Origin of the sequence: uncultured Phenylobacterium sp. (genome assembly GCF_902826855.1) — a bacterium.
Taxonomy (GTDB): domain Bacteria; phylum Pseudomonadota; class Alphaproteobacteria; order Caulobacterales; family Caulobacteraceae; genus Phenylobacterium.
In genome coordinates this window covers 1-21,264 of record NZ_CADEGK010000069.1, presented here as the reverse complement: position 1 = coordinate 21,264, position 21,264 = coordinate 1, and the positions used below count along the sequence as shown (strand labels likewise).

The following is a 21,264-nucleotide window of genomic DNA, read 5'->3' as shown; positions in this document are numbered from 1 at the left end:
CACGTACAGCCCGACGTCCTTCAGGCGGTACAGGAAGAAGATCACGCCGAACAGGCCCCAGGCTGTCGCGAGACCGGCCAGCACTGCGACGACGACGTTCGCATCGAGCCGCAGCGGGCGGCGCTTCGGGCGCGGACGGCGCGCCGGTTCGGGGCGTTCCTGGCCCGTCTTCGTGGCTGGTCGCTCGGCCATCCGCGGCTGTCCCCAAGCGTGACCCTGGGGACGCTACACCCGCTGTCGGCGCCCGCCTAGGTTGAGGATATACGTCGCGCAGGAGGTGTCGGGATGCGCGGCCTCAGTTGGCCGCCGTGGAGTCGGCCGGAGCCTCCAGCCAGCGGCGCATCCAGGCCTCGACGTTGCCGTACCAGGCCACCGAGTTCTGAGGCCTCTGGATCCAGTGGTTCTCGTCTGGGTAGTAGAGGAACCGCGAGGGCACGCCCTTGCGCTGAGCGGCCGTGAAGGCGGCCAGGCCCTGGCCCAGCGGCACCCGGAAGTCGCGGCCGCCATGCGCCACCAGCATCGGGACCCGCCACTGGCCGACCTTGGTGATCGGGTTGAATCGCTCGTAGTCGTCGTTCCGCTCCCAGACCAGACCGCCCGTCTCGTACTCCGAGAACCCCGGGATGTCGGTCGTGAGCGCGAAGGTGCGGGTGTCCATGATGCCCGCGTGATTGACCAGACACTTCCACGGCGCGTTCCAGGCCCCGGCGATCCAGGCCACCATGTACCCGCCGTAGGAGCCGCCGAGCGCGCAGGCCCGGTCGCCGTCAAGGTACGGGTACCTCGCCAGCGCCGCGGCCCATCCCTTCTGCAGGTCCTCCAGCGGCCGGTCGCCCCAGTGCCCCACGATCGAGCGTGAGAAGGCCTCGCCGTACCCGTTGGACCCGTGGAAGTCGATCATCACCACGGCGAACCCCATGCCGGTCCAGACGTGGGGGTTCCAGCGATAGCTCCAGGCGTCGCCGAAGCTGCCGTGCGGCCCGCCGTGGATCAGGAAGGCGACAGGATACTTCCCGCCGCGCTTGTGGCCCTGCGGCGGCAGGACCCAGCCGTACACGGTCTCGTCGTTCCAGCCCTTGAAGCTGAACTGCTCGGCGTCGGGCAGGTCGAAGTCGCGCATCGTGCGCCCGTTGTGCCCGGTGAGCTGCACCGCGCCGCCGCGTCCCACCTCGTAGAGCTGGCCCGGCCCCTTCAGATCGTCGCGCACCATCACCAACCGGTCGGCCGCCGCCGCGAAGCCGGTCACCTGGCCCTCGCGAGTCATTGCACTGACCCTGCCGTTGGCGACGTCGATGGCGAACAGCCTGGTGCGCCCGTGGTCGGCCATCGTTGCATAGAGGGTCCTTCCGTCGCCGGACCAGCGGATCGCTTCGGCCGAGCGGTCGATGCCCGCGCTGGCCTCGCGCACCGCCCCGGTCCGGAGGTCGCGCACCATCACAGCGGCGCGCAGGTCCTCCCGGAAGGCCTTGCGGGTCAGATAGGCGAGCCGGGTCCCGTCCGGCGACAGCGTCGGCTTGCCGTAGGACCCCGGCGCGCCCGGCTCCAGGGCCGCTGGCGGCGCCGAGCCGTCCAACGGCGCCCAGTAGAGCTTGTAATGGGCGGCCACGCCCCAGGCCGCGCCCGGCTCCAGGGCCGAGAAGAACACCCGGTCGCCGGCGACCGCATAGTCGGTGTCGTCGCCGAACGGCTTGTCCGGCGCCTCGCTTTCGAAGTTCTTCATCAGCCGGATAGGCTCGACCGGAGCGACGTCGGCGGCGTCGAGGCGGACGGCGAACAGCTGCGCCCGCTCGCCGGCCTGCCAGTCGTCCCAGACCGTCAGCGGCAGCCGGTCGAACCCGGCGGCGGTCGCCCCGCCCCGGCGCCGCGCGTCCAGACGGGCCCTGGTGCAGGCCAGCGTATCGCAGTCGGGAAACACGTTCGCCGAGAACACCAGCGTCCGCCCGTCCAGGCTGATCCGGAAGCTGTTGATATGGATCGGCAGGTTGGTCACCTGGATCGCCACCGCGCCGTCCGAATCGGTGCGCCAGACCTGCTGAACCCCCGTCCGAGCTGACAGGAAATAAAGCGTGCGGGCATCCGGGCCCCATCGCGGCGAGGCGGCCGGCTTGTCCGAGATCGCCATCGGGCGAGAGGGCTGGCTGGGCGAGCGTCGGTCCAGGATCCACAGTGAACTCACGCCGCGATTGGCGTTCCAGTCGGTGGATCGCAGGGCATAGGCCAGGAACCGGCCATCGCGCGACAGCTGCGGATCGTTCACCCGGCTCAGCATCGCCAGGTCCCTGGCGGTGAACGGCCGCGCCTGCACCGCGCCCGCCGCCAGTGCGACCACCATCGCCAGTGCAATCTTCCAGACCGCCTTCATCCGACGCCCCCACGCAGTGTCACGGCCGCGACAGTACTCGGGATACGGACCGAGGCCGCAACAGGGATGCCGCAGTCGGCCCCCTGCACGTCAGGCCCCGCTAGGCCGGCAGGGTCGCGGCGAAGACCACCTTCTCCTCCTGCACGTCGGCGAACACGCGCCCGCCGGCGTCTTCGACGAACAGGTGCACGTAGTAGGCCTGGACCCAGTGACCGTGCAGCCCTTCCCCCGGCGCCGCGCCCTGCAGACCGGCCAGCACCTCCGGGCGCAGCCGCGCGCGCGGTCCCACCGCCTCGATGGCGATGGCGACGGAGGCGCCCTCCTGCACCGCCCGCACCCGGGCGGTTCCCCCTGTCGGGAGGGCCGCGCCGGCCATCTGGGCGAGGTTCAGGAGCGTGCGCGCCGCAGGCTTGTTCACGGCCGGGGTGTCGACCATCCACTCCAGGTCGGCGCGCATGTGGGCGAACACGCCCTGCGCCAGCTTCGCCAGGTCGCGGGCGTCGAAGGTCTCGGCGGAGGCGGAGGCCCCGAACGCCACGCGGCAGAAGCTGAGCAGGTCCGCCAGCTTCTTCGAGGACGACACGACCAGGCCCATCGCCTCCTCGCGCATGTCCTGCGCCGAGGGGTCTTCCAAGAGGTCGAGGCCCGAGGCGATGGCGCTCGCCGGACTGATGAAGTCGTGGCACATGCGGGCGGCCAGATAGGCGGCGATCTCCGCGGGGCGCACGGTGGCTTGGGCGGTCGTCTCGGTCATGGGGACAGCTTTCGCGCGATTTGCGCCTTGGGGAAACGCCTCAGCGCCCGTAATAGCCCCGCGATGCAAAGCGAAGACAACGATATCGGTCTCGTCCTGGCCGAGATCTGCGAGGCGGCCGCCGCCTTGATCCTGCCCCTGTGGAAGTCCGGCCTGGCGGTGACCAGCAAGGCCGACGAGAGCCCCGTCACCGAGGCGGACCAGCGGGGCGAGAAGCTGATCCTGGAGCACCTGGCCCGACGCTTCCCCGACGTGCCGGTGATCTCCGAGGAGGACGCCTCGGAGTTCGGCACGCCCGACGCCATCGGGCCCCGTTTCTTCCTGGTCGACCCCCTGGACGGCACCAAGGCCTTCGTTCGCGGCGACCCCAACTTTACGGTGAATATCGGCCTGATCGACCACGGCCGCCCCGTCGCCGGCGCCGTCACCGCCCCGCCCACCGGCGAGTCCTGGTTCACGCACAGGGGTCAGGTGCTGAAGCGGGTGAACGGCGGCCCGGCCACGCCGGTGCGCGTGCGTCCCTGGCCGACCGGCAAGGCGGTCGCCTTGATCAGCCACACCATGAAGGAAGAAACCAAGGCCAGGCTGAGGGCCGACTATCGCTTCGATCTGGACGAGCCGATGGATTCGTCGATCAAGTTCTGCCGCATCGCGGAGGGCTCGGCGGACATCTATCCCCGCCTGGGCCCGACGATGGAGTGGGACATCGCCGCCGGCCACGCGATCCTGGAGACCGCCGGGGGCACGGTGCTGACCCCTGAGGGTGAACCGTTCGGCTACGGCAAGGCCGACGCCGGCTTCCGCAACGGCTTCTTCGTCGCCCGCGGCGGCGACCGCTAGGATTTCCTTCTCCCTCGCGGGGGAGGGCGTCGGTTGCAGGCCGCGGGGTTGCGTCAAGCTGGTCGGCGTGGCGCGCGCCGCGGGCGCTCAACTTCGACCACCAAGACCGCCAAAGCCACAAAGACCACAAAGGCGACCGGAAGGCCCCGGGCTCCGAGCTTCTCCCCTCTTCGTGGTCTTCGTGCTCTTGGCGGTCAATTTGCCGCTGACGCGCCTTGGCGACTGAGCTGCTCGCGAGGCGTCAGATCAGCTTCCCGCGGTTCAGGTCTAGGTCGGCGGGCGCGGACACCGTGGACGACCAGGTCTCCGCCGGCGCGTCGTCCGGAGCACCCAGGCGCGCCATCGCCAGATAGCCCATGAAGCCGGTCACAAAGGCCACGCAGGCCAGCATCAGGAAGGGCTTCAGGACGTCCATGGGGCTCATCGCAGTCGCAGGCGATTTGGTTACCGAAGCCTGAACAACCGCCCGGGGGGAAGGTTGCAGCCAAGCCGTGGCTTGTCTCTGAGAATTATTCGCATTAGCAAGAAGTACGGCGACCGCGCCGAATGTGGAGATATTCCCGCCCATGACGCCGCAAGCGAGGCTGCGCCGGTTCTGGCTCGACGTCCATCTGTGGATCGGCGTCGGCCTGTTGGTGGCGTTCATTCCGCTGGCGGTCACCGGCTCCATCCTGGTCTGGCACGATCCTCTCGACCGCGCCCTCCACGCGAGCAGATACGCGACCAGCGGGAGCGCGGCTTCACTGCCCCCGGCCGCCTATGCCGCCGCCGCCCAGACCGCCTTCGGCGATCGCGCGCAGCTCACCCAGCTCCGCTTCCCGCAAGAGCCCGGAGACCCGGTTGTGGCGGTCGGCCGCCTCAAGGCGCCCCCCGGACCGGGCGGCCGCCCGCGCACCTTGAACGCCTGGATTGATCCTCCGAGCGGCCGCGTCCTGGGGACCGGCGAGGTGGCCAAGGAACCCAGCCAGGTGATGCACCGCATCCACGGCTCGCTGCTGATTCCCGAGGTCGGGCGCAAGGTCGTGGGTTGGCTGGGCTGGGCGATGTTCGTCTCCTCCGCCACCGGACTGTGGCTCTGGTGGCCGCGCCACGGGAGCGTCCTGAAGGCGTTGCGCTGGCGGCGCGGGCCATCGACCCTGTTCAACCTGCACCATCTGGTAGGCTTCTGGGTGTGCATACCGCTGGCGGTGCTCAGCCTGACGGGGGTCTACATCTCCTTCCCGCAGACCAGCCGCGCGCTGTTCGGCCTGCCGCCCGTCCCGCCGCGCGCCGCCGGCCCAGGCCGGTTCGCCCCGCCGCTGCCGGAGCCGCGGACCAGCCTGGCCGCGGCCGTGGCGGCCGCCCAGTCCCGGTCGCCAGGCGCCGCGCTCACCGAGATCAGCGCGCCGACCCGCGGCAAGGATCCGGCCTGGCGGATCGGGCTGAAGGCGCCCGGCGCCGAGCGCGCCCAGACCATCCAGGTGCTGGACGCCACCGGCGAGATCAAGCCGGGGCGCGATGGCGCCCCCCCGTCCAACCGCGATCCCATTTCCCGCCTGATGCGACAGGTCCACGACGGCAACGACATGGGCCTCGTCTGGCAGGTGATCATCACCGCGGCGGGCGCGGCCCCCGTGCTGCTAGGGATCACCGGGATCGTCATGTGGCTGCGCCGCTCGGCCCGCCGCCGGGCGATCACCCGCGGGACGGCCGCCTAGGGCTCTTCAGCTGGGGTCCGGGCCAGCCAGGAGCCCAGGGCCTCGGCCGCGGCCTCTGGGCACGCGGCCTGCACCTGGGCGATGGCGTCCAGGCTGGTGAGGCCGTCCGGGGCGGGACAGACGCCCCCGCGCTTTCGCTGGGCGCCCAGGCCCGCGGACGTCTCGCGCGGCTTGGCCGACACCATGGTGCGGAACACCTCGAGCCGGGCGGTGTCGGCCGACGCGGTCTTGCGCAGCGGCGCCACCACGCCGGCGGGCGCGCCCTTCAGCATGATCAGCGCCCCGCTGGCGTGCATCAGGGTCACCGACCGGCCCGGCGCGATCGCCAGCCGCTGGCCGCCCTCGACCGTCGCACCACGCACGAGGCCAGGCTCGGTGGTGGCGACAACGACATAGTCGGCGGCCGCCGCGGTTCCGGCGATCAGCGCGCAGGCAAGGGCCGGCAGAGCGGCGCGGCGGAGAAACGGGAAAATTGCGACCATCGGGCGCAGCATCGCGCGCCCGGAGCGTAGCCGCAAGGCCGCCCGCGGGGGCCTGCCGGCCCATCGCATCCGCCGAACCGTGTTTGGGTGGAAACGGGAACGTTGCACCCGTCACCGAGAGCGGATGACCTGCCCCGAGCGCGACCTCTCCGGCAAGGCTCTCTCGGGTTAAGTGATGATTAAGACGTGGTGATTATTTTTGGAGCTAGGCTATCGGGATTCCACAATGGTCAGCGTTCAGCTGCGCAACACGGGAGACGGACTCTGGTCCACGATGACCCTGCCCACCTCGGTGCAGGTCGCGCAGACCATTGCCGGCGCCGCCAAGCAGCTGGACCTTGCCGACCAGGTGCGCATCCAGCCCGCAGCTCCGCCGCCCCGCCCGGGCGGCGTGGACGTCAGGGTCTAGCGCCGCAGTCCGGGCAGGTCGCCCGGCTCGTCCACGTCGAACAGCACCCCGTCGTGCGGGGCCTCCACCAGAGCCAGCCGTGGGCCCAGCCCCTGCAGGATCGGCCGCGCGCCCACATCGCCGCTCAGCGCGGCGACATCCCGGAACAGGCTCCGACTCAGCACCACCGGATTGCCACGCCTGCCCTCAAACACCGGCGCCGCGGCGGCCGCGCCCTGCTCCACCGCCCGTCGAAGGGGCTGCAGCACCCCGTGCGGAACGCGGGGCATGTCGCCCAGGAAGACAAACGCCGCCTCGACCTCGTCGTCCAGGCTGGCGACGCCCGCCCGCAGGGACGCGGACATGCCCTCCGCGTGGTCGGGCGCGTGCACGAGCCGGATCGCCGGGTCGAAAGCCCGCACGGCGGCTCCCACCTCCGCAGCGTCGGCGCCTGTCACGACGGTCAGCGAGGCCACCGGCGCTGCGCGCGCCGCCGCCAGCGCCGCGTGCAGCAATGGGGCGCCTTCGTAGGGCGCAAGCAGCTTGCCGCCACCGAATCTCGACCCGCTGCCGGCGGCCAGAACCAGCGCGGCGAAGGTGCGCACTGTCGTCATCGCCGGTTCCCCCCTATCTTGTGGCGCACATGACGCCCTACGACGACATCAGCCCGCAAGCCCCCCCCGAGGCAATGGTCCCCGCACGCGCGCCGCTGATCGATGGTTTCGGCCGCACGGTGAGCTACCTGCGCCTGTCGGTCACCGACCGCTGCGATCTGCGCTGCGTCTACTGCATGGCCGAGCACATGGTCTTCCTCCCCAAGATCGAAGTGCTCACCCTGGAGGAGCTGGACCGCATCGCCACCGCCTTCGTGGGCCTGGGAACCAGGAAGCTGCGCCTCACCGGCGGCGAGCCCTTGGTGCGCAAGGGCATGCTGGACCTGGTCCGCAGCCTCTCGCGCCATCTGAAGAGCGGCGCGCTGGAGGAGCTTACCCTCACCACCAACGGCACCCGCCTCACCGAATTCGCGGGCCAGTTGGCCGACGCCGGCGTGCGCCGCATCAACGTCTCGCTCGATACGCTGAAGCCCGACCTCTTCAAGAAGCTCACCCGTGGCGGCGACGTGGCCAAGGTGCTCCGCGGGATCGCGGCGGCGCAGGCGGCGGGCCTGGCGGTCAAGATCAATACCGTGGCGCTGCGGGACGACAACGCCGCCGAGATCCCCGACCTGATCCGGTGGGCCCACGGTGAGGGCTGCGACCTCACCCTCATCGAGACCATGCCCCTGGGCGAGATCGAGGCCGACCGCACCGACCAGTACCTGTCGCTGAAGGGTGTCCGCCGCGAGCTGGAGAGCTTCTGGACGCTGGAAGACCTGTCGCACAGCACAGGCGGTCCCGCCCGCTATGTGCGCGTCGCCGAGACCGGGGGCCGGCTGGGCCTGATCACCCCGCTCAGCCACAACTTCTGCGAGCTCTGCAACCGCGTGCGCCTCACCTGCACCGGCACGCTGCACACATGCCTGGGCCAGGAGGACGAGACCGACCTGCGGGCCGTGCTGCGCGCCGGCGCCTCCGACGTCCAGCTGGAGCAGGCCATCCGCGAGGCGATCGCCGGCAAGCCCAAGGGCCACGACTTCGAGATCGCCCGCGCCCGGCCGGCGGTCGCGCGCCACATGTCCACCACCGGCGGCTGACGGTGGCCCGCGTGCTGCTCTTCGGCCCGCTGCGCGACCTCGCCGGCTGGCGTGAGCGAGAGGTGGCGGCCACCTCCCTCGCCGAGCTGCGCAGCCTCCTGGCGGCCGAGGACGCCGACCTGGGGGCGGCGCTGGGCGGAAAGGGCGTCCAGATCGCGGTCGACCAGGCCATCGTCCGAGGCGACGCGCCCCTGACGACCCGGAGCGAGGTCGCCTTCCTGCCGCCCATGAGCGGCGGATGAGCGTCCGGCTCACCGAAGCGCCATTCGACCCGGGGGCCGAACTCACCGCCTTCACGGCCGGCCGCACGGAGACCGGCGCCGTGGCCACCTTCACCGGAATCGCCCGCGCCGAAGCCGGCGCCACGGCCATCCTGGAGCTCGAGGCCTACCCGGGCTTCACCGAGGCGGAGATCGGCAAGATCGCCCAGCAGGCGCGCGCCCGCTGGGACCTGCACGATCTGATGATCTTGCACCGGGTCGGTCAGATCGCGCCCGGCGAGCCCATAGTCTTCGTCGCCACCGCCGCCAGCCATCGCCGCGCCGCCTTCGAGGCCTGCGACTTCCTCATGGACTACCTGAAGTCGCGCGCCCCCTTCTGGAAGAAGGAGCACGGCCCTGACGGCCGCCGCTGGATCGAACCGACCGCCCAGGACCACGCCGACCGCGACCGCTGGGACTGAGCGCCCACATCGCCCGCGGGAAGAATTCTCCGCTTGCCCGAAATCGGGCACGCGTGTTGTCCTGCGACCGTGCCGAAGCCATACGATCCCGCGATGTCGGGCGATCTGGACGACCTCGTGGCCCATGTGGCGCGGTCCAGCGGGCTCGATCCCTCCCAGGCGCGGCGGATCGTCGATGATGTGTTCAGCTACCTCTCCGAGAGCCCTGAGGCCTTCGTCCGCCGCCGCCACGCGGCCCTCCTGCGGCTCGGCCGCCGCAACCCGGACATCTACGGGATCATCGCCGGCGAGCTGGCCGAGCGCCGCTTCCCGGCGCCGGCCTGGTCCGCCCGTCAGATCCGCCGGATCATCTACGGCTAGAGGGTTCCGCTGATGTGCGGCATCGTCGGCTACGTCGGGCATCGTCAGGTCCTGCCCCTGCTCATGGAGGGCCTGCGTCGCCTGGAGTACCGTGGCTATGACTCCGCCGGCGTGGCCGTGATCCAGGGCGGCCGACTCGCGGTGGTCAAGAAACAGGGCAAGGTTCGCGAGCTCGACGCCGCCCTTCCCGTCGCCGGCCTGTCCGGCTCGGTCGGCGTCGCCCACACCCGCTGGGCGACCCATGGCGAACCCAGCGACGCCAACGCCCACCCGCACACGGACGCGGGCGACCGCATCGGCGTGGTCCACAACGGCATCATCGAGAACGCCGCCGAGCTGCGCGCCCGCCTGGTCGCCGACGGCGTTGTGTTCCGCTCGCAGACCGACACCGAGGTCCTGGCCCACCTGATCGCCGCCCGGCCTGAGAACAGCCTGGTCGACGCCGTCCGCGCCGCGCTACGCCAGGTGAAGGGCGCCTACGGCCTGGCCGTCGTCGACGCGGCCCGCCCCGAGGCGATCGTGGCCGCCCGCAACGGCGGCCCCGTGGTGATCGGCGTCGGCGAGGGCGAGATGTTCGTGGCCTCCGACGCGGTCGCCCTACTGGGCCACGCCAAGACCGTGGTCCACCTGGACGACGGCGAGCTGGCCGAGGTCCGCGCCGACGGTTTCAGCGTAGCGACCCTCGAGGGCGCGGAGACCCGGAAGATCCCACAGGCGCTGGAGGGCGAGGCCTCCGGCTTCGACCGTGGCGACTTTGCCCACTTCATGAAGAAGGAGATCGCCGAGCAGCCGGAGGCTCTGCGCCGCACCCTGCTGGGCCGGCTCGACCACCGCTTCTCCACGGCCCACCTCGGCGGCATCGAACTGGCCGCCCGCGAGATGCTCGACATCCGCCGGGTGAAGATCCTCGGCTGCGGCTCGGCCTACTACTCCGGCGTCCTGGGCGCCCACCTGATCGAGACCCTGGCCCGCATCCCGGCCCACGCCGAACCGGCCTCGGAGTTCCGCTACCGTAACCCGGTGATCGAGCAGGACACCCTCTACGTCGCCGTCAGCCAGTCCGGCGAGACCTTCGACACCCTGGCCGCCATCCAGGAGGTCAAGCGCAAGGGCGGCCGGGTGATGGGCGTGATCAACGCCGTCGGTTCCACCATCGCCCGCGAATGCGGCCGCGGGGTCTATCTGCACGCCGGGCCGGAGGTGGCGGTGGTCTCCACCAAGACCTGGACCTGCACGGCCACCGCCTTCGCCCTTCTGGCGCTGCAGCTCGGCCGCGTGCGCGACCTCTCCGCCGCCCAGGGGGCGCGCTTGCTGGCCGGCCTGTCCGCCCTGCCCGACCAGATCGCCGAGATCATCGCTCGCGAGGCCGAGCTCGCCCCGCTCGCCGCCCGCCTGGCGGGCAGCCAGCACGCCTATTTCATCGGCCGCTCAGCCGGCTTTGCGGTGGCTATGGAAGGCGCGCTGAAGCTGAAGGAGATCAGCTACCTCCACGCCGAGGCCTATGCAGCCTCCGAGCTGAAGCACGGCCCGCTGGCCCTGATTACCTCGCAGACGCCGGTGCTGGCGGTGCTGCCCGACGACGACCTGCTGGCCAAGAACCTCTCGACCATCGCCGAGGTGCGCACCCGCCAGGGTCCGGTGCTGGCAATCACCCATCCCGGCGTCTACGCGCCGGACGTGGAGGCGGCGTTCGCGGTTCCCCGCTCCGAGCCGGAGCTGGACCCGATCCTGCTGAACATCCCCCTGCAGCTCCTGGCCTACCAAGTCGCCCAGGGTCTCGGCCGCGAGATCGACCAGCCCCGCAACCTGGCCAAGTCCGTGACGGTGGAGTGAAGCGGCCCTAGCCGGCTGCGCCGTCGCCGTCGTCGCTTGAGCGACCGCCGGTGACGCCGAAGTCCCTCGACCGCATCTTGCCGTCCGCCAGTTCCACCCCCTCAGAGGCGAGGCCGAGGCGCAGGAGTTCCCGGACGGCAGCCGCCCGGCTGGGCATGCGGCGCCCGAAGCGCCAGTCGTCCAGCGCAGACAGCTCCTCCTGTGTGAGCATGATCTGCAAACGTTCGTCGCGATTGTCGGTCATGTCCTTGCCACCCCGGGACTCGTTGGCGCTCACCCCATAATGCGCAACCGGCATAATGGTTGCTACCTACTCATAGTACTCCACTGGCCCCACTAACGCCTCCTACATAACCGGCTCCACTGGGTGACATTGACCAAGTCAAGTAAACGCGGCACGATGGACCAATCAAACGACCTTGGGGGTTGATTCATTCAGATATAGATTGAATCCCTGGAAGATGTGACGAGGTCGATCTTGTGTCTAGTTCCCGACATACGCGCGCCGGAACCCTCGCGATCCAAGGCCGGAGCCAGATGTCGTCGGACGCCTTTGAAATCTATCTGGATGACGACCGCTACGCCGTCCCCACCCTGCATCTGGTGATCGCCGACGATCCGGAGATGGCCTTCACCGTCGCCGAGCGTTTGCTGGCCGACAGCCCGCACCACCTCGGGGTCGAGATCTGCCGCGGTGGGCAGCGGGTGGCCGGCCTGGGCTCCTACGCCACCCGCAGCGTACCGCCGGACGCTCCGGTGCGCGAACCGGACTAGCTCTGGCGACACTTCGCGCCGCCGCTTCGGCGCGCTAGGTTCGCAGGCGAAGGAGCCTGCCCATGAACGCCCTGACCCCCGGCGGCAAGATCGACGCCGCCCGGCCCCTGAAGCCGGTGAAGATCGCCGTCCTCACCATTTCCGACACCCGCGACGAGGAGAGCGACACCTCGGGCCACGTTCTGGTCGAGCGCGTGAAGGCCGCCGGCCATGAGCTGGCCGCCAAGGGCATCGTCAAGGACGACGTCGAGGAGATCCGCCGCCAGGTGCTGGCTTGGGTGGGCGACGGCGTCGAGGCCATCGTCACCACCGGCGGCACCGGCATCACCGGCCGCGACGTCACCCCCGAGGCCATCCGGCCGCTGTTCGACAAGGAGATCGACGGCTTCTCGGTGATCTTCCACCTGGTCAGCTACCAGTCCGTGGGCCTCTCCACACTGCAGTCGCGCGCCCTGGCCGGCCTGGTGAAGGGATGCTTCGTGTTCTGCCTGCCGGGCTCCAACGGGGCCGTAAAGGATGGCTGGGACAAGGTCATCTCCGCCCAGCTCGACAGCCGCCACGGCCCCTGCAACATGGTCGAGCTCATGCCCCGGCTGATGGAGACGTGAGCCAGCTCACCCACCTCGACGCAGACGGCCGCGCGCGGATGGTCGACGTCTCCGACAAAGCCGTGACCGCACGCGAGGCGGTGGCCGAGGGGTTCGTGCGGATGGCGCCGGCCACCCTGGCGCTGGCGCTCTCCGGCGAGGGGAAGAAGGGCGACGTGCGCGCCGTGGCCGAGATCGCCGGCGTCATGGCCGCCAAGCAGACCTCGAACCTGATCCCCATGTGCCACCCCCTGCCGATCGCCAAGGCCGAGGTGCGCGTCGAGCCCGCTGACGGCGGCCTGGCGGTCACCGCCCGCGTCAAGACCACCGGCCAGACCGGCGTCGAGATGGAGGCCCTGACCGCCGTCTCGGTGGCCTGCCTGACGCTCTACGACATGCTGAAGGCCGCCGAGAAGGGCATGGTCATTGAGGCCGTGCGGCTGGTCTCCAAGACCGGCGGCAAGAGCGGCGACTGGAGCGCATCCTGACTGTGGCCGGGAGCCAGGTCGGTCCGAAGCGGGGCGCTACCTAGCCCCGATCGTCATGGCCGGACTTGGCCGGGACAAGCCCCGCCATGACGATCTATTGGTAGACGCGATGATCAAGCTCCTTCCCGTCGACGCCGCCCGCACCGCCATGCTGGCCGCCGTCTCGCCCCTGCCGCCCGAGTCTGTCCCCATCGCCGCCGCCAACGGCCGCGTGTTGGCGCAGGACGTCGCGGCCGTGCGCGACCAGCCTCCGTTCGCCGCCTCGGCCATGGACGGCTGGGCCGTGCGCGCCGCCGACACGCCCGGCGCGCTGGAAATCGTCGGCGAGAGCGCTGCCGGCCACGGCTTCGAGGGCGCCGTCGCCCCCGGCCAGGCAGTGCGCATCTTCACCGGCGCGGCGGTCCCTGAGGGCTGCGACGCCATCGTCATCCAGGAGGACGCGACGCGCGACGGCGACCGCGTCACCGTCCCCGCCAGCGCCAAGGGCCACCACCTGCGCCCCGCCGGCGGCGACTTCCAGACCGGCCAGGCGCTCTTGGCCAGGGGGATGCGCATCGACCCCTGGCGCCTGTCCCTCGCCGCCGCCGCCGGCCGCGCCGAGCTGTCAGTGGCGCGGCGCCCCCGGGTCGCCCTGTTCTCCACCGGCGAGGAGATCGTCGAGGCGCCCGCCGTCCCCGGCCCATTCCAGATCTACGATTCCGGCTCGCGCGCCCTGGAGGCCCTGATTGCTGGCTGGGGCGCAGAGGTCTCCCGCGCCAAGCCGGTCCGCGACGACCTGGAGACCACCATCCAGGCGCTGCGCGACGCCACCGGCGATCTCGTCGTCACCGTCGGGGGCGCCTCGGTGGGCGACCATGACCTGGTCCGGGCCGCCGCCGAGGCGCTGGGCCTCGACCTGAAGGTGGCCAGCGTCAACGTCCGCCCCGGCAAGCCCACCTTCTTCGGCGTGCTCGCGGACGGACGCCGCCTCCTGGGCCTACCCGGCAACCCAGCCTCGGCGCTGGTCTGCGCCGAGCTGTTCCTGCGCCCCCTGATCGCGGCCTTCCAGGGCGCGGAGTCCGGCCCGCGCCTCATCGGAGCCCGGCTGGACGCGCCGCTGCCGGGCAACGGCCCGCGCGAACACTGGATGCGGGCGAAACTGGCCTTCGACGGCGGCCAAGTCACCGCCACGCCCTACCGCGATCAGGATTCCTCGCTGGTCAGCGTCTTCGCCGTCTCCGACGCCCTGCTGCGCCGCGAATCCGGCGCGCCTGCCGCTGCGGCCGGCGATGTGGTCGACGTGCTGCCGCTGGCGCGCGCGTAGCGGAGCGCGGTGATCTCCCCGATCACTGACACCGCCACCTCGAAGGGGGCCTTGCCGCCGATGTCGAGGCCGATCGGGGCGTGCAGACGCGCCAGTGCCGCGGCGTCCATGCCCTCGGACTTCAGCTCGTCCAGCCGCCCGGCCAGCCTGCGCCGCGCGCCCAGCAGCCCCACATAGCCCGCCGCCGACGGCAGCGCCGCCTTCAGGGCTGCGCGATCGGTCTCCAGGTCGTGGGTCGCCACCGCCACATGCGTCCAGGGATCCAGCCCCACCGCCGCCAGCGCCTCGCCCGGTTCCTCCCGCCGATAGGCCAGGCCCGCGATCGGCGGCGGGGTCTGCGGCCCCTTCGGCCGGATCAGCGTCGTTTCGAACCCCGACTTCACCCCCAGCTCGGCGATCGCCAGCGCGGTGGGGTCGCCGCCCACGATCACCAGCCGCGGCACGGGCTCATAGCGCTTCGCCACGGCGGTGTTCGGCCCCGGCCTCACCGCGGCGCCGCAGGCCCGGGCGGCGCCGTCGCTCACATAAGTCACCGGCCGCCGCTCGGCCTCCGCCGCCAGCAGCTCGCCCAGCGCGGGGTCGCCCACCGGCACGCGTTCCAGGAAGATCTCGATCCGCGCCCCGCAGAGCAGGCGGATGTCCGGCCACGGACTGCCTTCGCCATAGACGAGCGTGCGAGGCCGCCCGTCCTCGAGGCAGGCCCAGGCGTGGCCGGCCACATCTCCCTCGACGCATCCTCCAGAAAAGTAACCGGCGAGGACCCCAGGAGCGAAAACCATCTGGGTTCCCTCCGGCCGCGGCCCGCCGCCCGCCACCGAAACCAGTGTCGCCAGGACGAAATTCGCCTGCGATTCCCACGCCTTACGCATCGCCGGGCGCACGTCTTCGGCCACACCGAACATCGGCCACTCGGGCAGGGGTTCATTCAATCTGGATACGCCTTCTTAGCTTTCTTCGCGGAAAATGGCGGTTCCTGGTGATTTGACCAAGTTATTCGGGCCGCATGATCGCATCCCTCAGCAAGCTCGGCCTCGGGACCGCCCAGTTCGGTCTCGACCAAGCCCCCGGCGCCCGGGGGCGGCCGCGGGAGGCTGAGGCCAGGGACATCCTGTCGATCGCCGGCCGGTCGGGGATGCAGGTTCTCGACGTCGGCGGTCGCTCGGCGGTCGGCGACAGCCACCTGCGCAACGCCCTGCCGCAGCCCAACCCATTCCACATGACCCTGACCACCATCCGCCCGGACCGCGGGCCCGAGATGGTGGAGGCCGAATTGCGCGCCCAGATGCTGCGCCTCGGCGTCGAGCGGGTGGACACCATCCTGGCCCCCTCGGCCACCGACCTGTTCTCCCCGCTCGGCCCGCAGCTCTGGGACCGGATGAAGGCGCTGAAGGACGCCGGCGTCTGCAAGCGGATCGGCGTGCCGGTCTACGCCTCCGACGACCCGATCGGCGTCGCGCGGCGCTTCAAGCCCGACCTCGTCCAGGCGCCGGCTTCGCTGCTCGACCAGCGCCTGCTGCTGGACGGCACGCTCGCGACCATCGCAGAGCTGGGCGTCGAGGTGCACCTGCGCTCGATCTTCCTGAATGGCGTGCTGTTCCTGCCGCCGGACCGCGCACCCAGCCACCTGAAGGCCGCCGCCGGCCGCATCAGCCGTGCGCGGCGCCTGATAGCCGAGGGCAAATCGGACCCGCTGCAAGCCGCGCTCGGCTTCGCGCTCAGCCGCCCGGAAGCCTCCGCCGTCCTGGTCGGCGTCACCTCGGCCTCGGAGATGAGCGCGGTCGTCGCCGCCGCCATGAGCCCGCCCCCGGACCTGGACTGGGACGAGATGGCCCTCGACGACCCCGAAGCCCTGGCCTGGGTCGCGGCTTAGGCTCCACCCCCGCACAAGCGTCATCCCACGGTCAGCCGTGGGATGACGGCTGAAATCACCCTAGATTCTTCTTGTACAGAGCGCTCAGCGCCGCCCAGGCCCGCTCCGACTCGGCCTGGTTGTAGACGGGGCTGCCCGGGACGGTCCAACCGTGGTCGCCGCCATAGACCTCCACAGTCGCCGGCCGCTTGGTCTCCGCGAAGGTGGCCTTCAGCGTCTCCTTGTCGTTCGGCGCCCGGGCGTCGTCGTTCTTGGCGACGGCGATCAGGTAGGCGGCCTTGGTCTTGGCGACCAAAAGGTGTGGGCTGCTCGGCTGGGGGGTGACCAGGCCGCCGCCGTGGAACGTCGCCACCGCCCCGATCCGGGTCGGCACGGCGCCGGCGGTACGGAAGCTCAGGGGGCCGCCCATGCAATAGCCCTGCACCCCGGCCATCTTCTTCTTGTTCGTCTGCGGCTGGGCGTCGAGGAAGGCCAGGTAGGCCTTCGCGTCGTTGTCGATCCCCTCGTCGGTCATCTTGCCCCGATAGCCGAACAGCGTCGTCCGGCCCTCCGGCGTGGCGAAGGTGAGGTTCGCGTACTCCGCCGGCGTGGCCGAGCGGTAGAACGGGTTCGGGACCAGCACCGTGTAGCCCTGCGCCGCCAACCGGCGGCCCATTTCGCGGAACACAGGCCGCAGGCCCCCGATATCGGTCCAGATCAGCACCCCCGGCCAGGGCCCCTTGCCCGCCGGATAGAGCACCACCGCGTCGGCCTGGCGGTCCGACGTCTTGACCTTCACGTCCTTCTCGGTGACCCCCGCCGGGGCGCTGGCCTCCGCCGCCGTCAGCACGACGGCCGCGCCCGCGCCCGCCCCGAACGCCCGCCGTGAGACGGCCGAATCAAGGGCCCACGGATTGATGTCTTCGTCGCACATGAGGGGAGCCTCCCTGGCTTCTTTGTCCGCGCTAAGCGTGGGCCGGCATGTTGCGACGGTATTTCAGCCGGTGGAAGAGACTGCAGCCGACCATCCCACCGTCATCCCACGGGCTACGACCCCCACGCCCCGTACGGGTCCTTGAACGGCTTTCCCAGCGCCTGCGCCACCGCCGGGTGGGTCACCTGGCCCTTCAGCACGTTCAGCCCCTTCGCCAGGTGCCGGTTCGTCTTCAGCGCCTCCAGCCCCTGGTCCGCCAGCTGCAGCCCGAACGGCAGCGTCGCGTGCACCAGAGCCTCCGACGAGGTGCGCGGCGCCGCCCCCGGCATGTTGGCCACGCAGTAATGCACCACCCCGTCGATCGTGTAGGTCGGGTTGGCGTGCGTCGTGGGCCTGGAGGTCTCGAAGCAGCCGCCCTGGTCGATGGACACGTCCACCAGCACACTGCCCGGCTTCATCTGAGACAGGTGTTCGCGCCGCACCAGCTTCGGCGCCGCCGCCCCCGCCGTCAGCACTGCGCCGATCACCACGTCGGCCTTCAGCACTTCCTCCTCCACCGCGTCGATCGTGGAGTAGCGGGTGATCACCCGGCCCGCGAAGATGTCGTCGATGTAGCGCATGCGCGGGATCGAGCGTTCGACGATCACCACCTCCGCGCCGAGCCCCGCGGCCATCACCGCCGCATTGGCGCCCACCACCCCGCCGCCCAGGATGCACACCCGCGCCGGCGGCACGCCCGGCACCCCGGAGATCAGCAGCCCCATGCCGCCGTTGTGCTTCAGCAGCGTCTCGCCGGCCGAGAACACCGCGATCCGCCCCGCCACCTCCGACATCGGCGCCAGTAGCGGCAGCCCGCCCGCATCGTCCGTCACCGTCTCGTAGGCGATCGCCGCACACCCCGATGCCAAGAGCCCCTCGGTCTGCGCCGGATCGGGGGCCAGGTGCAGGTAGGTGAAGAGGATGTGCCGATCGGTCAGCCGCGCCCACTCGACCGCCTGCGGCTCCTTCACCTTGACGATCAGCTCGGCGCCTTCGAACACCGCCGCGGCGTCGGCCACGATGCTCGCCCCGGCCCGCAGATAGAGGCCGTCCGCGTACCCGGCCCCCTCGCCGGCGCCCGTCTCGACGATCACCTCGTGCCCGTGGGTGACGTATTCCCGCACCGCCGTGGGCGTCAGGCCCACCCGATACTCATCCGGCTTGATCTCACGGGGCACGCCTACGCGCATGGGAGGCTCCTTCGGGGACGGGATATGCGGGTCCGCCGCGGTTTGGGGGACGAGGCTTGCGGGGTCAAGGGGTAGGCTCGGACACGATCCCCCCCTCACGAATGCGGCCTCGGCCTCTTTCGAGACCGAGGCCACAAATCGGCAAAGCGTTGACGCAGCTAGAAGCTGCGAGTCGCCGGCCGGGAACCTGGCTCGCGCGGCGCGTCCTGGGAGGCGGCGTCGGTCATGCCGCCGATCTCCGGGCGTCCGCCGAACGAGCGCGGTTCACCGCTGGCGTAGCGGCTGCGCTCGCGGACGACCTCGTCGGCCGACAACTCTGGCGCGTTGGCGTCAAAGCCCGTCCAGCCGTCCTGGCGGTAGGCCTGGCCGCGCCTCACGGCGTCGATGCCGGCTTGGCCGTCCAGAATCCGTTCGACCTGGCCGGCGTCGTCGTCGTCGGCCTTCACGCTGACGAGGGTGCCGCCTCGACGCACGCCCTCAGCATAGACCTGGGCCTCGTCGTCGGTGTGGCCGGCGTCCTTCAGCGCGCCCAGCAGACCGCCCGTGGCGCCGCCGACCGCCGCGCCCGCCAGCGCGCCCACGGCCGTCGAGGCGAGCCAGCCGGCCGCCACCACGGGACCGAGCCCAGGGATGGCGAGCATGCCCAGGCCGGCGAGAAGGCCGCCGACGCCGCCCATGATCCCGCCGGTGGTGGCGCCTTTGCTCGCGCCCTCGGCGGCTTCGTTGTCGTGCAGATGGCCGTGCTCGTGCTCGTGGCCGTCGTGCCAGTTGTCGGAATTGTTAGCGACCAGGCTGATCCGGTCATGGTCGATGCCGGCGGCCTCCAGGTCGGTGACGGCAGCCATCGCCTGGGTGTGTGTGTCGAAGAGTCGGGTGATCGTGCGGGTCATTGGGGAGATACTCCTAGTGTCGCTTGATTAGTTCGCGCTGATCGCGCCCTTGAAATCGACGGAGACGGGGCCGGACTTGCCGTCCTTGGTCGCGGTTGCGTGCCAGATGCCGTCCGGGGTCTGGGTCAGTTCGCCGGTCACGGCGTAGCCTGCGCTCTCGAGGTGCCCTTTTGCCTGGTCCGAGGTGAACGAGCTGGCGGCTGCGGCCTGGGTGACCTCCGTCGACTGAGCCGCGGTGTCGATGGCGGCGTTCTCCGCCGGGGTTGAAACGACCTTCCCGGCGCCGTCAGCGCTGGCGTCGCCCTTGGAGCAGCCGGCGAACAGGCAGGCGGCCACCGCGGCGAGTGCGATGTGTTTGATCATGATGTCCTCCAGGTGTGGGGCCGGAAGCCATCACGAAGAGGATCGTTCCTAAGGCGCCGCTTCAATCAATCTGTGCGGCTGGGGCCCTCCGCGAGCGGAAGGCCCCATTCGGCTAGTTTTGGTTTTCAGCCGCGTCCGCCGCCGCATCAGCCTTGCGCTCGGCGGTCCCGGCGGCGGCCGCGGCGCTGTCGGCTGCGTTGCCAACGGCCACGCCCGCAGTGTCAACGGCCGCCGCGGCGTTGGCCGCGGTGTCGTTGGCCGCGGAGGCCGCGGTGTCGCCCGCCTCGGCAGCTGCCGTGGCGGCCGCATCGCCGGTGGCGGCCGCGTTTTCCTCGGTCTTCTGGGAGCAGGCGGCCAGGAGGACGCCGCACAGGCCGATCGTGGCCAGGATCCGAATGTTCATGTGTTCACCCCATTGGACGCGCCTGCGGCAAAATGGCCGCCAACGCTTGGGGCAGACAACACGCCACGGCCGCGCTTGTTCCCGCGCAGCGGGGCGGCCACCTAGTGCGTCGCCGGAGCCTGAGAGATCTCCTCCAACGTCTGGCCGACCACCTTCGCGCCATAGTCGGTGGCGATGTCGCCAAGCGACAGGATGCCAGCGAGGCCCCCGGCTTCGTTCAAGACCACCAGGCGGCGGATCTGCCGCGACGCCATCGCCGCGGCGGCGTCGGCGAGGTTGTCGTCTTCCTGGCACGTCTCCACGGTTTCGCTCATCACAGCGCTAACCGGCTGGCTCGCAGAGCCGTCTTCCGCCACCACCCGGATGACGATGTCGCGGTCGGTGATCAGACCCACAACCTTACCGTCGGCCACCACCGGAACGGCGCCGCTTTCGATGCGAGCCATTGTCTTGGCAACCTCGGTGATCGTGGTCTGGGGCGTTGCGGTGACCACCTGGGCGGTCATGGCGTCGCTGACTTTCATGGGAAGGCTCCTGAGTGAGCCCCCTCAACCCGTACGCCTCGGGTCAGTTCCGCCGCGGCGCCGCCAATCGAACGCGGCGCCGCAGGGCCGCGCCGATAGCCCCGAAGCCCAGCAGCATCAGCGCCCAGGCCGCCGGCTCGGGCACGGCGGTCGGAGGCTCGATCGGAGGTGTGATCGGGGGCCCGATGGGCGGTTCGATCGGCGGCGGTTCGCCCCCGCCCGGTGGAAGGAGTCCGCCTCCCGGGAAGCCGTCACCGGGCGGGCCGAATCCCCCGGGACCGCCGAAGCCTCCAGGGCCGCCAAAGGCTCCGGTCTCCTCAGCGTCGAGGAAGGTCATGCCCCCGTCGTCGATGATGGTCTCGGGCGCCGGCGCGCCGCGCAGGCTCATCAGGCGCATCGTCGGGGGCGCGCTGTCGCAGGTCGTCACGTGGATCAGAGCGTAGGTCGCCGGAACCGACACCGCCTGGGCGGCCAGCAGATAGGGCGTGGGCGCGGGGCCCGCGGCGGGCCGTACGGCGGGCCGGGGACGGGCGCGATGGGCCTGCGCGACCCGCTTCGGCCGCGGCTTGGCGGCGACCGCGCGATGTGTCCGGTGGACCTTCGCCCGCGGCGCGGCAGGCCGGACACGGTGGACCCGCGGGGGGCGCGCCTTCGCGGCGGGGGCCGCGGCGGCCATGGGCACGCGGCTGATGTGGTCGTGGCAGTCTACCTGCGCAAGCGCTGCGCCTGGCGACATCGCCAAGCCAACGGCGGAGATCAAGAGCGCGACTTTGGGAGAGGAGATAAATACTGGAACGGAAGAGCACTGGTTCTTCATGTCGACGGTACG

The 21,264-nt window shown here is 70.9% G+C and carries 27 protein-coding genes and 1 pseudogene; 13 read left to right on the top strand and 15 right to left on the bottom strand.

The window, feature by feature from the left end; genetic code table 11:
- From QZV94_RS11400 to chpT, 3 genes are all read right to left on the bottom strand, one after another.
- A partial coding sequence (locus QZV94_RS11400; RefSeq protein ID WP_293677999.1) for a hypothetical protein occupies positions 1 to 192 on the bottom strand: 192 nt, incomplete at its 3' end.
- A 103-nt stretch (positions 193 to 295) separates the two neighbouring features.
- Positions 296 to 2,362, bottom strand: a complete 2,067-nt coding sequence (locus QZV94_RS11395; RefSeq protein WP_293677997.1) for a S9 family peptidase — start codon at positions 2,360 to 2,362, stop codon at positions 296 to 298.
- 100 nt (positions 2,363 to 2,462) lie between these two features.
- Positions 2,463 to 3,116, bottom strand: coding sequence for a histidine phosphotransferase ChpT (gene chpT, locus QZV94_RS11390; protein WP_293677996.1), 654 nt, complete (start codon positions 3,114 to 3,116; stop codon positions 2,463 to 2,465).
- A 63-nt stretch (positions 3,117 to 3,179) separates the two neighbouring features.
- Here chpT and cysQ point away from each other — a divergent pair, with 63 nt between their 5' ends.
- Positions 3,180 to 3,956 (top strand): 3'(2'),5'-bisphosphate nucleotidase CysQ, encoded by a 777-nt coding sequence (gene cysQ / locus QZV94_RS11385; protein WP_293677995.1) that lies wholly within the window; start codon positions 3,180 to 3,182, stop codon positions 3,954 to 3,956.
- Positions 3,957 to 4,197: 241 nt separating this feature from the next.
- Here the strand turns inward: cysQ and QZV94_RS11380 are convergent, their stop codons facing one another.
- Positions 4,198 to 4,380, bottom strand: coding sequence for a hypothetical protein (locus QZV94_RS11380; protein ID WP_293677994.1), 183 nt, complete (start codon positions 4,378 to 4,380; stop codon positions 4,198 to 4,200).
- A gap of 142 nt (positions 4,381 to 4,522) precedes the next feature.
- Between QZV94_RS11380 and QZV94_RS11375 the strand changes: the two genes are divergently transcribed.
- Positions 4,523 to 5,653, top strand: a complete 1,131-nt coding sequence (locus tag QZV94_RS11375) for a PepSY domain-containing protein (RefSeq protein WP_293677993.1) — start codon at positions 4,523 to 4,525, stop codon at positions 5,651 to 5,653.
- Here the strand turns inward: QZV94_RS11375 and QZV94_RS11370 are convergent.
- Positions 5,650 to 6,135 (bottom strand): hypothetical protein, encoded by a 486-nt coding sequence (locus QZV94_RS11370; protein ID WP_293677991.1) that lies wholly within the window; start codon positions 6,133 to 6,135, stop codon positions 5,650 to 5,652. The genes QZV94_RS11375 and QZV94_RS11370 overlap by 4 nt on opposite strands.
- A 226-nt stretch (positions 6,136 to 6,361) precedes the next feature.
- Here QZV94_RS11370 and QZV94_RS11365 point away from each other — a divergent pair, with 226 nt between their 5' ends.
- Positions 6,362 to 6,544, top strand: coding sequence for a hypothetical protein (locus QZV94_RS11365; protein ID WP_293677990.1), 183 nt, complete (start codon positions 6,362 to 6,364; stop codon positions 6,542 to 6,544).
- Here QZV94_RS11365 and QZV94_RS11360 read toward each other — a convergent pair.
- Entirely contained in the window at positions 6,541 to 7,137 is a 597-nt protein-coding gene (locus QZV94_RS11360; RefSeq protein ID WP_293677988.1) for a nucleotidyltransferase family protein, read from the bottom strand. The genes QZV94_RS11365 and QZV94_RS11360 overlap by 4 nt on opposite strands.
- A 74-nt stretch (positions 7,138 to 7,211) precedes the next feature.
- Here QZV94_RS11360 and moaA point away from each other — a divergent pair, with 74 nt between their 5' ends.
- From moaA to glmS, 5 genes are all read left to right on the top strand, one after another.
- Entirely contained in the window at positions 7,212 to 8,216 is a 1,005-nt protein-coding gene (gene moaA / locus QZV94_RS11355; protein ID WP_293678000.1) for a GTP 3',8-cyclase MoaA, read from the top strand.
- Between the two features lie 2 nt (positions 8,217 to 8,218).
- On the top strand, positions 8,219 to 8,458 hold the full coding sequence (locus tag QZV94_RS11350; protein ID WP_293677987.1) for a MoaD/ThiS family protein: 240 nt from the start codon (positions 8,219 to 8,221) through the stop codon (positions 8,456 to 8,458).
- Positions 8,455 to 8,898 carry a molybdenum cofactor biosynthesis protein MoaE gene (locus QZV94_RS11345; protein ID WP_293677986.1) on the top strand — a complete coding sequence of 148 codons (444 nt, stop codon included), beginning with the start codon at positions 8,455 to 8,457 and terminating at the stop codon, positions 8,896 to 8,898. Before QZV94_RS11350 ends, QZV94_RS11345 begins: the two co-directional genes overlap by 4 nt.
- Positions 8,899 to 8,991: 93 nt before the next feature.
- Positions 8,992 to 9,258: a hypothetical protein gene (locus tag QZV94_RS11340; protein ID WP_293677985.1), complete on the top strand. Its 267-nt coding sequence runs from the start codon at positions 8,992 to 8,994 to the stop codon at positions 9,256 to 9,258.
- Between the two features lie 12 nt (positions 9,259 to 9,270).
- The gene (gene glmS, locus QZV94_RS11335) at positions 9,271 to 11,091 is read left to right on the top strand and encodes a glutamine--fructose-6-phosphate transaminase (isomerizing) (protein ID WP_293677984.1); all 1,821 of its coding nucleotides are present in this window, start codon (positions 9,271 to 9,273) and stop codon (positions 11,089 to 11,091) included.
- 7 nt (positions 11,092 to 11,098) lie between these two features.
- On the opposite strand, the gene QZV94_RS11330 is transcribed toward glmS, so the two are convergent.
- Positions 11,099 to 11,335 carry a hypothetical protein gene (locus tag QZV94_RS11330; RefSeq protein WP_293677983.1) on the bottom strand — a complete coding sequence of 79 codons (237 nt, stop codon included), beginning with the start codon at positions 11,333 to 11,335 and terminating at the stop codon, positions 11,099 to 11,101.
- 293 nt (positions 11,336 to 11,628) lie between these two features.
- Here QZV94_RS11330 and QZV94_RS11325 point away from each other — a divergent pair, with 293 nt between their 5' ends.
- The 4 genes from QZV94_RS11325 to glp all read left to right on the top strand — a co-directional run bounded on the left by QZV94_RS11325 (position 11,629) and on the right by glp (position 14,243).
- A complete protein-coding gene (locus tag QZV94_RS11325) occupies positions 11,629 to 11,865 on the top strand; it encodes a hypothetical protein (protein WP_293677982.1) in 237 nt (78 codons plus the stop codon).
- A 62-nt stretch (positions 11,866 to 11,927) separates the two neighbouring features.
- Positions 11,928 to 12,473: a molybdenum cofactor biosynthesis protein B gene (gene moaB, locus QZV94_RS11320; protein ID WP_293677980.1), complete on the top strand. Its 546-nt coding sequence runs from the start codon at positions 11,928 to 11,930 to the stop codon at positions 12,471 to 12,473.
- Positions 12,470 to 12,940 (top strand): cyclic pyranopterin monophosphate synthase MoaC, encoded by a 471-nt coding sequence (gene moaC, locus QZV94_RS11315; RefSeq protein WP_293677978.1) that lies wholly within the window; start codon positions 12,470 to 12,472, stop codon positions 12,938 to 12,940. The genes moaB and moaC overlap by 4 nt, the downstream gene beginning before the upstream one ends.
- A 109-nt stretch (positions 12,941 to 13,049) precedes the next feature.
- Positions 13,050 to 14,243 (top strand): gephyrin-like molybdotransferase Glp, encoded by a 1,194-nt coding sequence (glp, locus tag QZV94_RS11310; protein WP_293677977.1) that lies wholly within the window; start codon positions 13,050 to 13,052, stop codon positions 14,241 to 14,243.
- A 71-nt stretch (positions 14,244 to 14,314) separates the two neighbouring features.
- On the opposite strand, the pseudogene QZV94_RS11305 reads toward glp, so the two are convergent.
- Positions 14,315 to 15,112, bottom strand: a pseudogene (locus QZV94_RS11305) (XdhC family protein); the annotation flags it as partial.
- 134 nt (positions 15,113 to 15,246) lie between these two features.
- On the opposite strand from QZV94_RS11305, the gene QZV94_RS11300 reads away from it, so the two are divergent.
- Positions 15,247 to 16,113 (top strand): bifunctional regulator KidO, encoded by an 867-nt coding sequence (locus QZV94_RS11300; RefSeq protein ID WP_293677976.1) that lies wholly within the window; start codon positions 15,247 to 15,249, stop codon positions 16,111 to 16,113.
- 55 nt (positions 16,114 to 16,168) lie between these two features.
- Here QZV94_RS11300 and QZV94_RS11295 read toward each other — a convergent pair whose 3' ends face one another.
- The 7 genes from QZV94_RS11295 to QZV94_RS11265 all read right to left on the bottom strand — a co-directional run bounded on the left by QZV94_RS11295 (position 16,169) and on the right by QZV94_RS11265 (position 21,111).
- The gene (locus QZV94_RS11295) at positions 16,169 to 17,026 is read right to left on the bottom strand and encodes a dienelactone hydrolase family protein (RefSeq protein ID WP_293677975.1); all 858 of its coding nucleotides are present in this window, start codon (positions 17,024 to 17,026) and stop codon (positions 16,169 to 16,171) included.
- A gap of 113 nt (positions 17,027 to 17,139) precedes the next feature.
- Positions 17,140 to 18,255, bottom strand: a complete 1,116-nt coding sequence (gene ald, locus QZV94_RS11290; protein ID WP_293677974.1) for an alanine dehydrogenase — start codon at positions 18,253 to 18,255, stop codon at positions 17,140 to 17,142.
- Positions 18,256 to 18,413: 158 nt separating this feature from the next.
- Positions 18,414 to 19,145: a hypothetical protein gene (locus tag QZV94_RS11285; RefSeq protein WP_293677972.1), complete on the bottom strand. Its 732-nt coding sequence runs from the start codon at positions 19,143 to 19,145 to the stop codon at positions 18,414 to 18,416.
- Between the two features lie 27 nt (positions 19,146 to 19,172).
- Positions 19,173 to 19,508: a hypothetical protein gene (locus QZV94_RS11280; RefSeq protein ID WP_293677970.1), complete on the bottom strand. Its 336-nt coding sequence runs from the start codon at positions 19,506 to 19,508 to the stop codon at positions 19,173 to 19,175.
- A gap of 112 nt (positions 19,509 to 19,620) precedes the next feature.
- Positions 19,621 to 19,911 carry a hypothetical protein gene (locus QZV94_RS11275; RefSeq protein WP_293677969.1) on the bottom strand — a complete coding sequence of 97 codons (291 nt, stop codon included), beginning with the start codon at positions 19,909 to 19,911 and terminating at the stop codon, positions 19,621 to 19,623.
- Between the two features lie 101 nt (positions 19,912 to 20,012).
- A complete protein-coding gene (locus tag QZV94_RS11270) occupies positions 20,013 to 20,435 on the bottom strand; it encodes a CBS domain-containing protein (RefSeq protein WP_293677968.1) in 423 nt (140 codons plus the stop codon).
- A 43-nt stretch (positions 20,436 to 20,478) separates the two neighbouring features.
- Complete coding sequence (locus QZV94_RS11265) at positions 20,479 to 21,111, bottom strand: PEPxxWA-CTERM sorting domain-containing protein (protein ID WP_293677967.1); 633 nt, start codon at positions 21,109 to 21,111, stop codon at positions 20,479 to 20,481.
- Positions 21,112 to 21,264 lie beyond the last annotated feature (153 nt).

What these genes read in the sequence shown, in the direction of transcription:
- QZV94_RS11395 (WP_293677997.1), bottom strand. Translation starts at nt 2,362, where the DNA reads ATGAAGGCGGTCTGGAAGATTGCACTGGCGATGGTGGTCGCACTGGCG.
- chpT (WP_293677996.1), bottom strand. Translation starts at nt 3,116, where the DNA reads ATGACCGAGACGACCGCCCAAGCCACCGTGCGCCCCGCGGAGATCGCC.
- cysQ (WP_293677995.1), top strand. Translation starts at nt 3,180, where the DNA reads ATGCAAAGCGAAGACAACGATATCGGTCTCGTCCTGGCCGAGATCTGC.
- QZV94_RS11380 (WP_293677994.1), bottom strand. Translation starts at nt 4,380, where the DNA reads ATGAGCCCCATGGACGTCCTGAAGCCCTTCCTGATGCTGGCCTGCGTG.
- QZV94_RS11375 (WP_293677993.1), top strand. Translation starts at nt 4,523, where the DNA reads ATGACGCCGCAAGCGAGGCTGCGCCGGTTCTGGCTCGACGTCCATCTG.
- QZV94_RS11370 (WP_293677991.1), bottom strand. Translation starts at nt 6,135, where the DNA reads ATGGTCGCAATTTTCCCGTTTCTCCGCCGCGCCGCTCTGCCGGCCCTT.
- QZV94_RS11365 (WP_293677990.1), top strand. Translation starts at nt 6,362, where the DNA reads ATGGTCAGCGTTCAGCTGCGCAACACGGGAGACGGACTCTGGTCCACG.
- QZV94_RS11360 (WP_293677988.1), bottom strand. Translation starts at nt 7,137, where the DNA reads ATGACGACAGTGCGCACCTTCGCCGCGCTGGTTCTGGCCGCCGGCAGC.
- moaA (WP_293678000.1), top strand. Translation starts at nt 7,212, where the DNA reads ATGGTCCCCGCACGCGCGCCGCTGATCGATGGTTTCGGCCGCACGGTG.
- QZV94_RS11345 (WP_293677986.1), top strand. Translation starts at nt 8,455, where the DNA reads ATGAGCGTCCGGCTCACCGAAGCGCCATTCGACCCGGGGGCCGAACTC.
- QZV94_RS11340 (WP_293677985.1), top strand. Translation starts at nt 8,992, where the DNA reads ATGTCGGGCGATCTGGACGACCTCGTGGCCCATGTGGCGCGGTCCAGC.
- glmS (WP_293677984.1), top strand. Translation starts at nt 9,271, where the DNA reads ATGTGCGGCATCGTCGGCTACGTCGGGCATCGTCAGGTCCTGCCCCTG.
- QZV94_RS11330 (WP_293677983.1), bottom strand. Translation starts at nt 11,335, where the DNA reads ATGACCGACAATCGCGACGAACGTTTGCAGATCATGCTCACACAGGAG.
- QZV94_RS11325 (WP_293677982.1), top strand. Translation starts at nt 11,629, where the DNA reads ATGTCGTCGGACGCCTTTGAAATCTATCTGGATGACGACCGCTACGCC.
- moaB (WP_293677980.1), top strand. Translation starts at nt 11,928, where the DNA reads ATGAACGCCCTGACCCCCGGCGGCAAGATCGACGCCGCCCGGCCCCTG.
- glp (WP_293677977.1), top strand. Translation starts at nt 13,050, where the DNA reads ATGATCAAGCTCCTTCCCGTCGACGCCGCCCGCACCGCCATGCTGGCC.
- QZV94_RS11300 (WP_293677976.1), top strand. Translation starts at nt 15,247, where the DNA reads ATGATCGCATCCCTCAGCAAGCTCGGCCTCGGGACCGCCCAGTTCGGT.
- QZV94_RS11295 (WP_293677975.1), bottom strand. Translation starts at nt 17,026, where the DNA reads ATGTGCGACGAAGACATCAATCCGTGGGCCCTTGATTCGGCCGTCTCA.
- ald (WP_293677974.1), bottom strand. Translation starts at nt 18,255, where the DNA reads ATGCGCGTAGGCGTGCCCCGTGAGATCAAGCCGGATGAGTATCGGGTG.
- QZV94_RS11285 (WP_293677972.1), bottom strand. Translation starts at nt 19,145, where the DNA reads ATGACCCGCACGATCACCCGACTCTTCGACACACACACCCAGGCGATG.
- QZV94_RS11280 (WP_293677970.1), bottom strand. Translation starts at nt 19,508, where the DNA reads ATGATCAAACACATCGCACTCGCCGCGGTGGCCGCCTGCCTGTTCGCC.
- QZV94_RS11275 (WP_293677969.1), bottom strand. Translation starts at nt 19,911, where the DNA reads ATGAACATTCGGATCCTGGCCACGATCGGCCTGTGCGGCGTCCTCCTG.
- QZV94_RS11270 (WP_293677968.1), bottom strand. Translation starts at nt 20,435, where the DNA reads ATGAAAGTCAGCGACGCCATGACCGCCCAGGTGGTCACCGCAACGCCC.
- QZV94_RS11265 (WP_293677967.1), bottom strand. Translation starts at nt 21,111, where the DNA reads ATGGCCGCCGCGGCCCCCGCCGCGAAGGCGCGCCCCCCGCGGGTCCAC.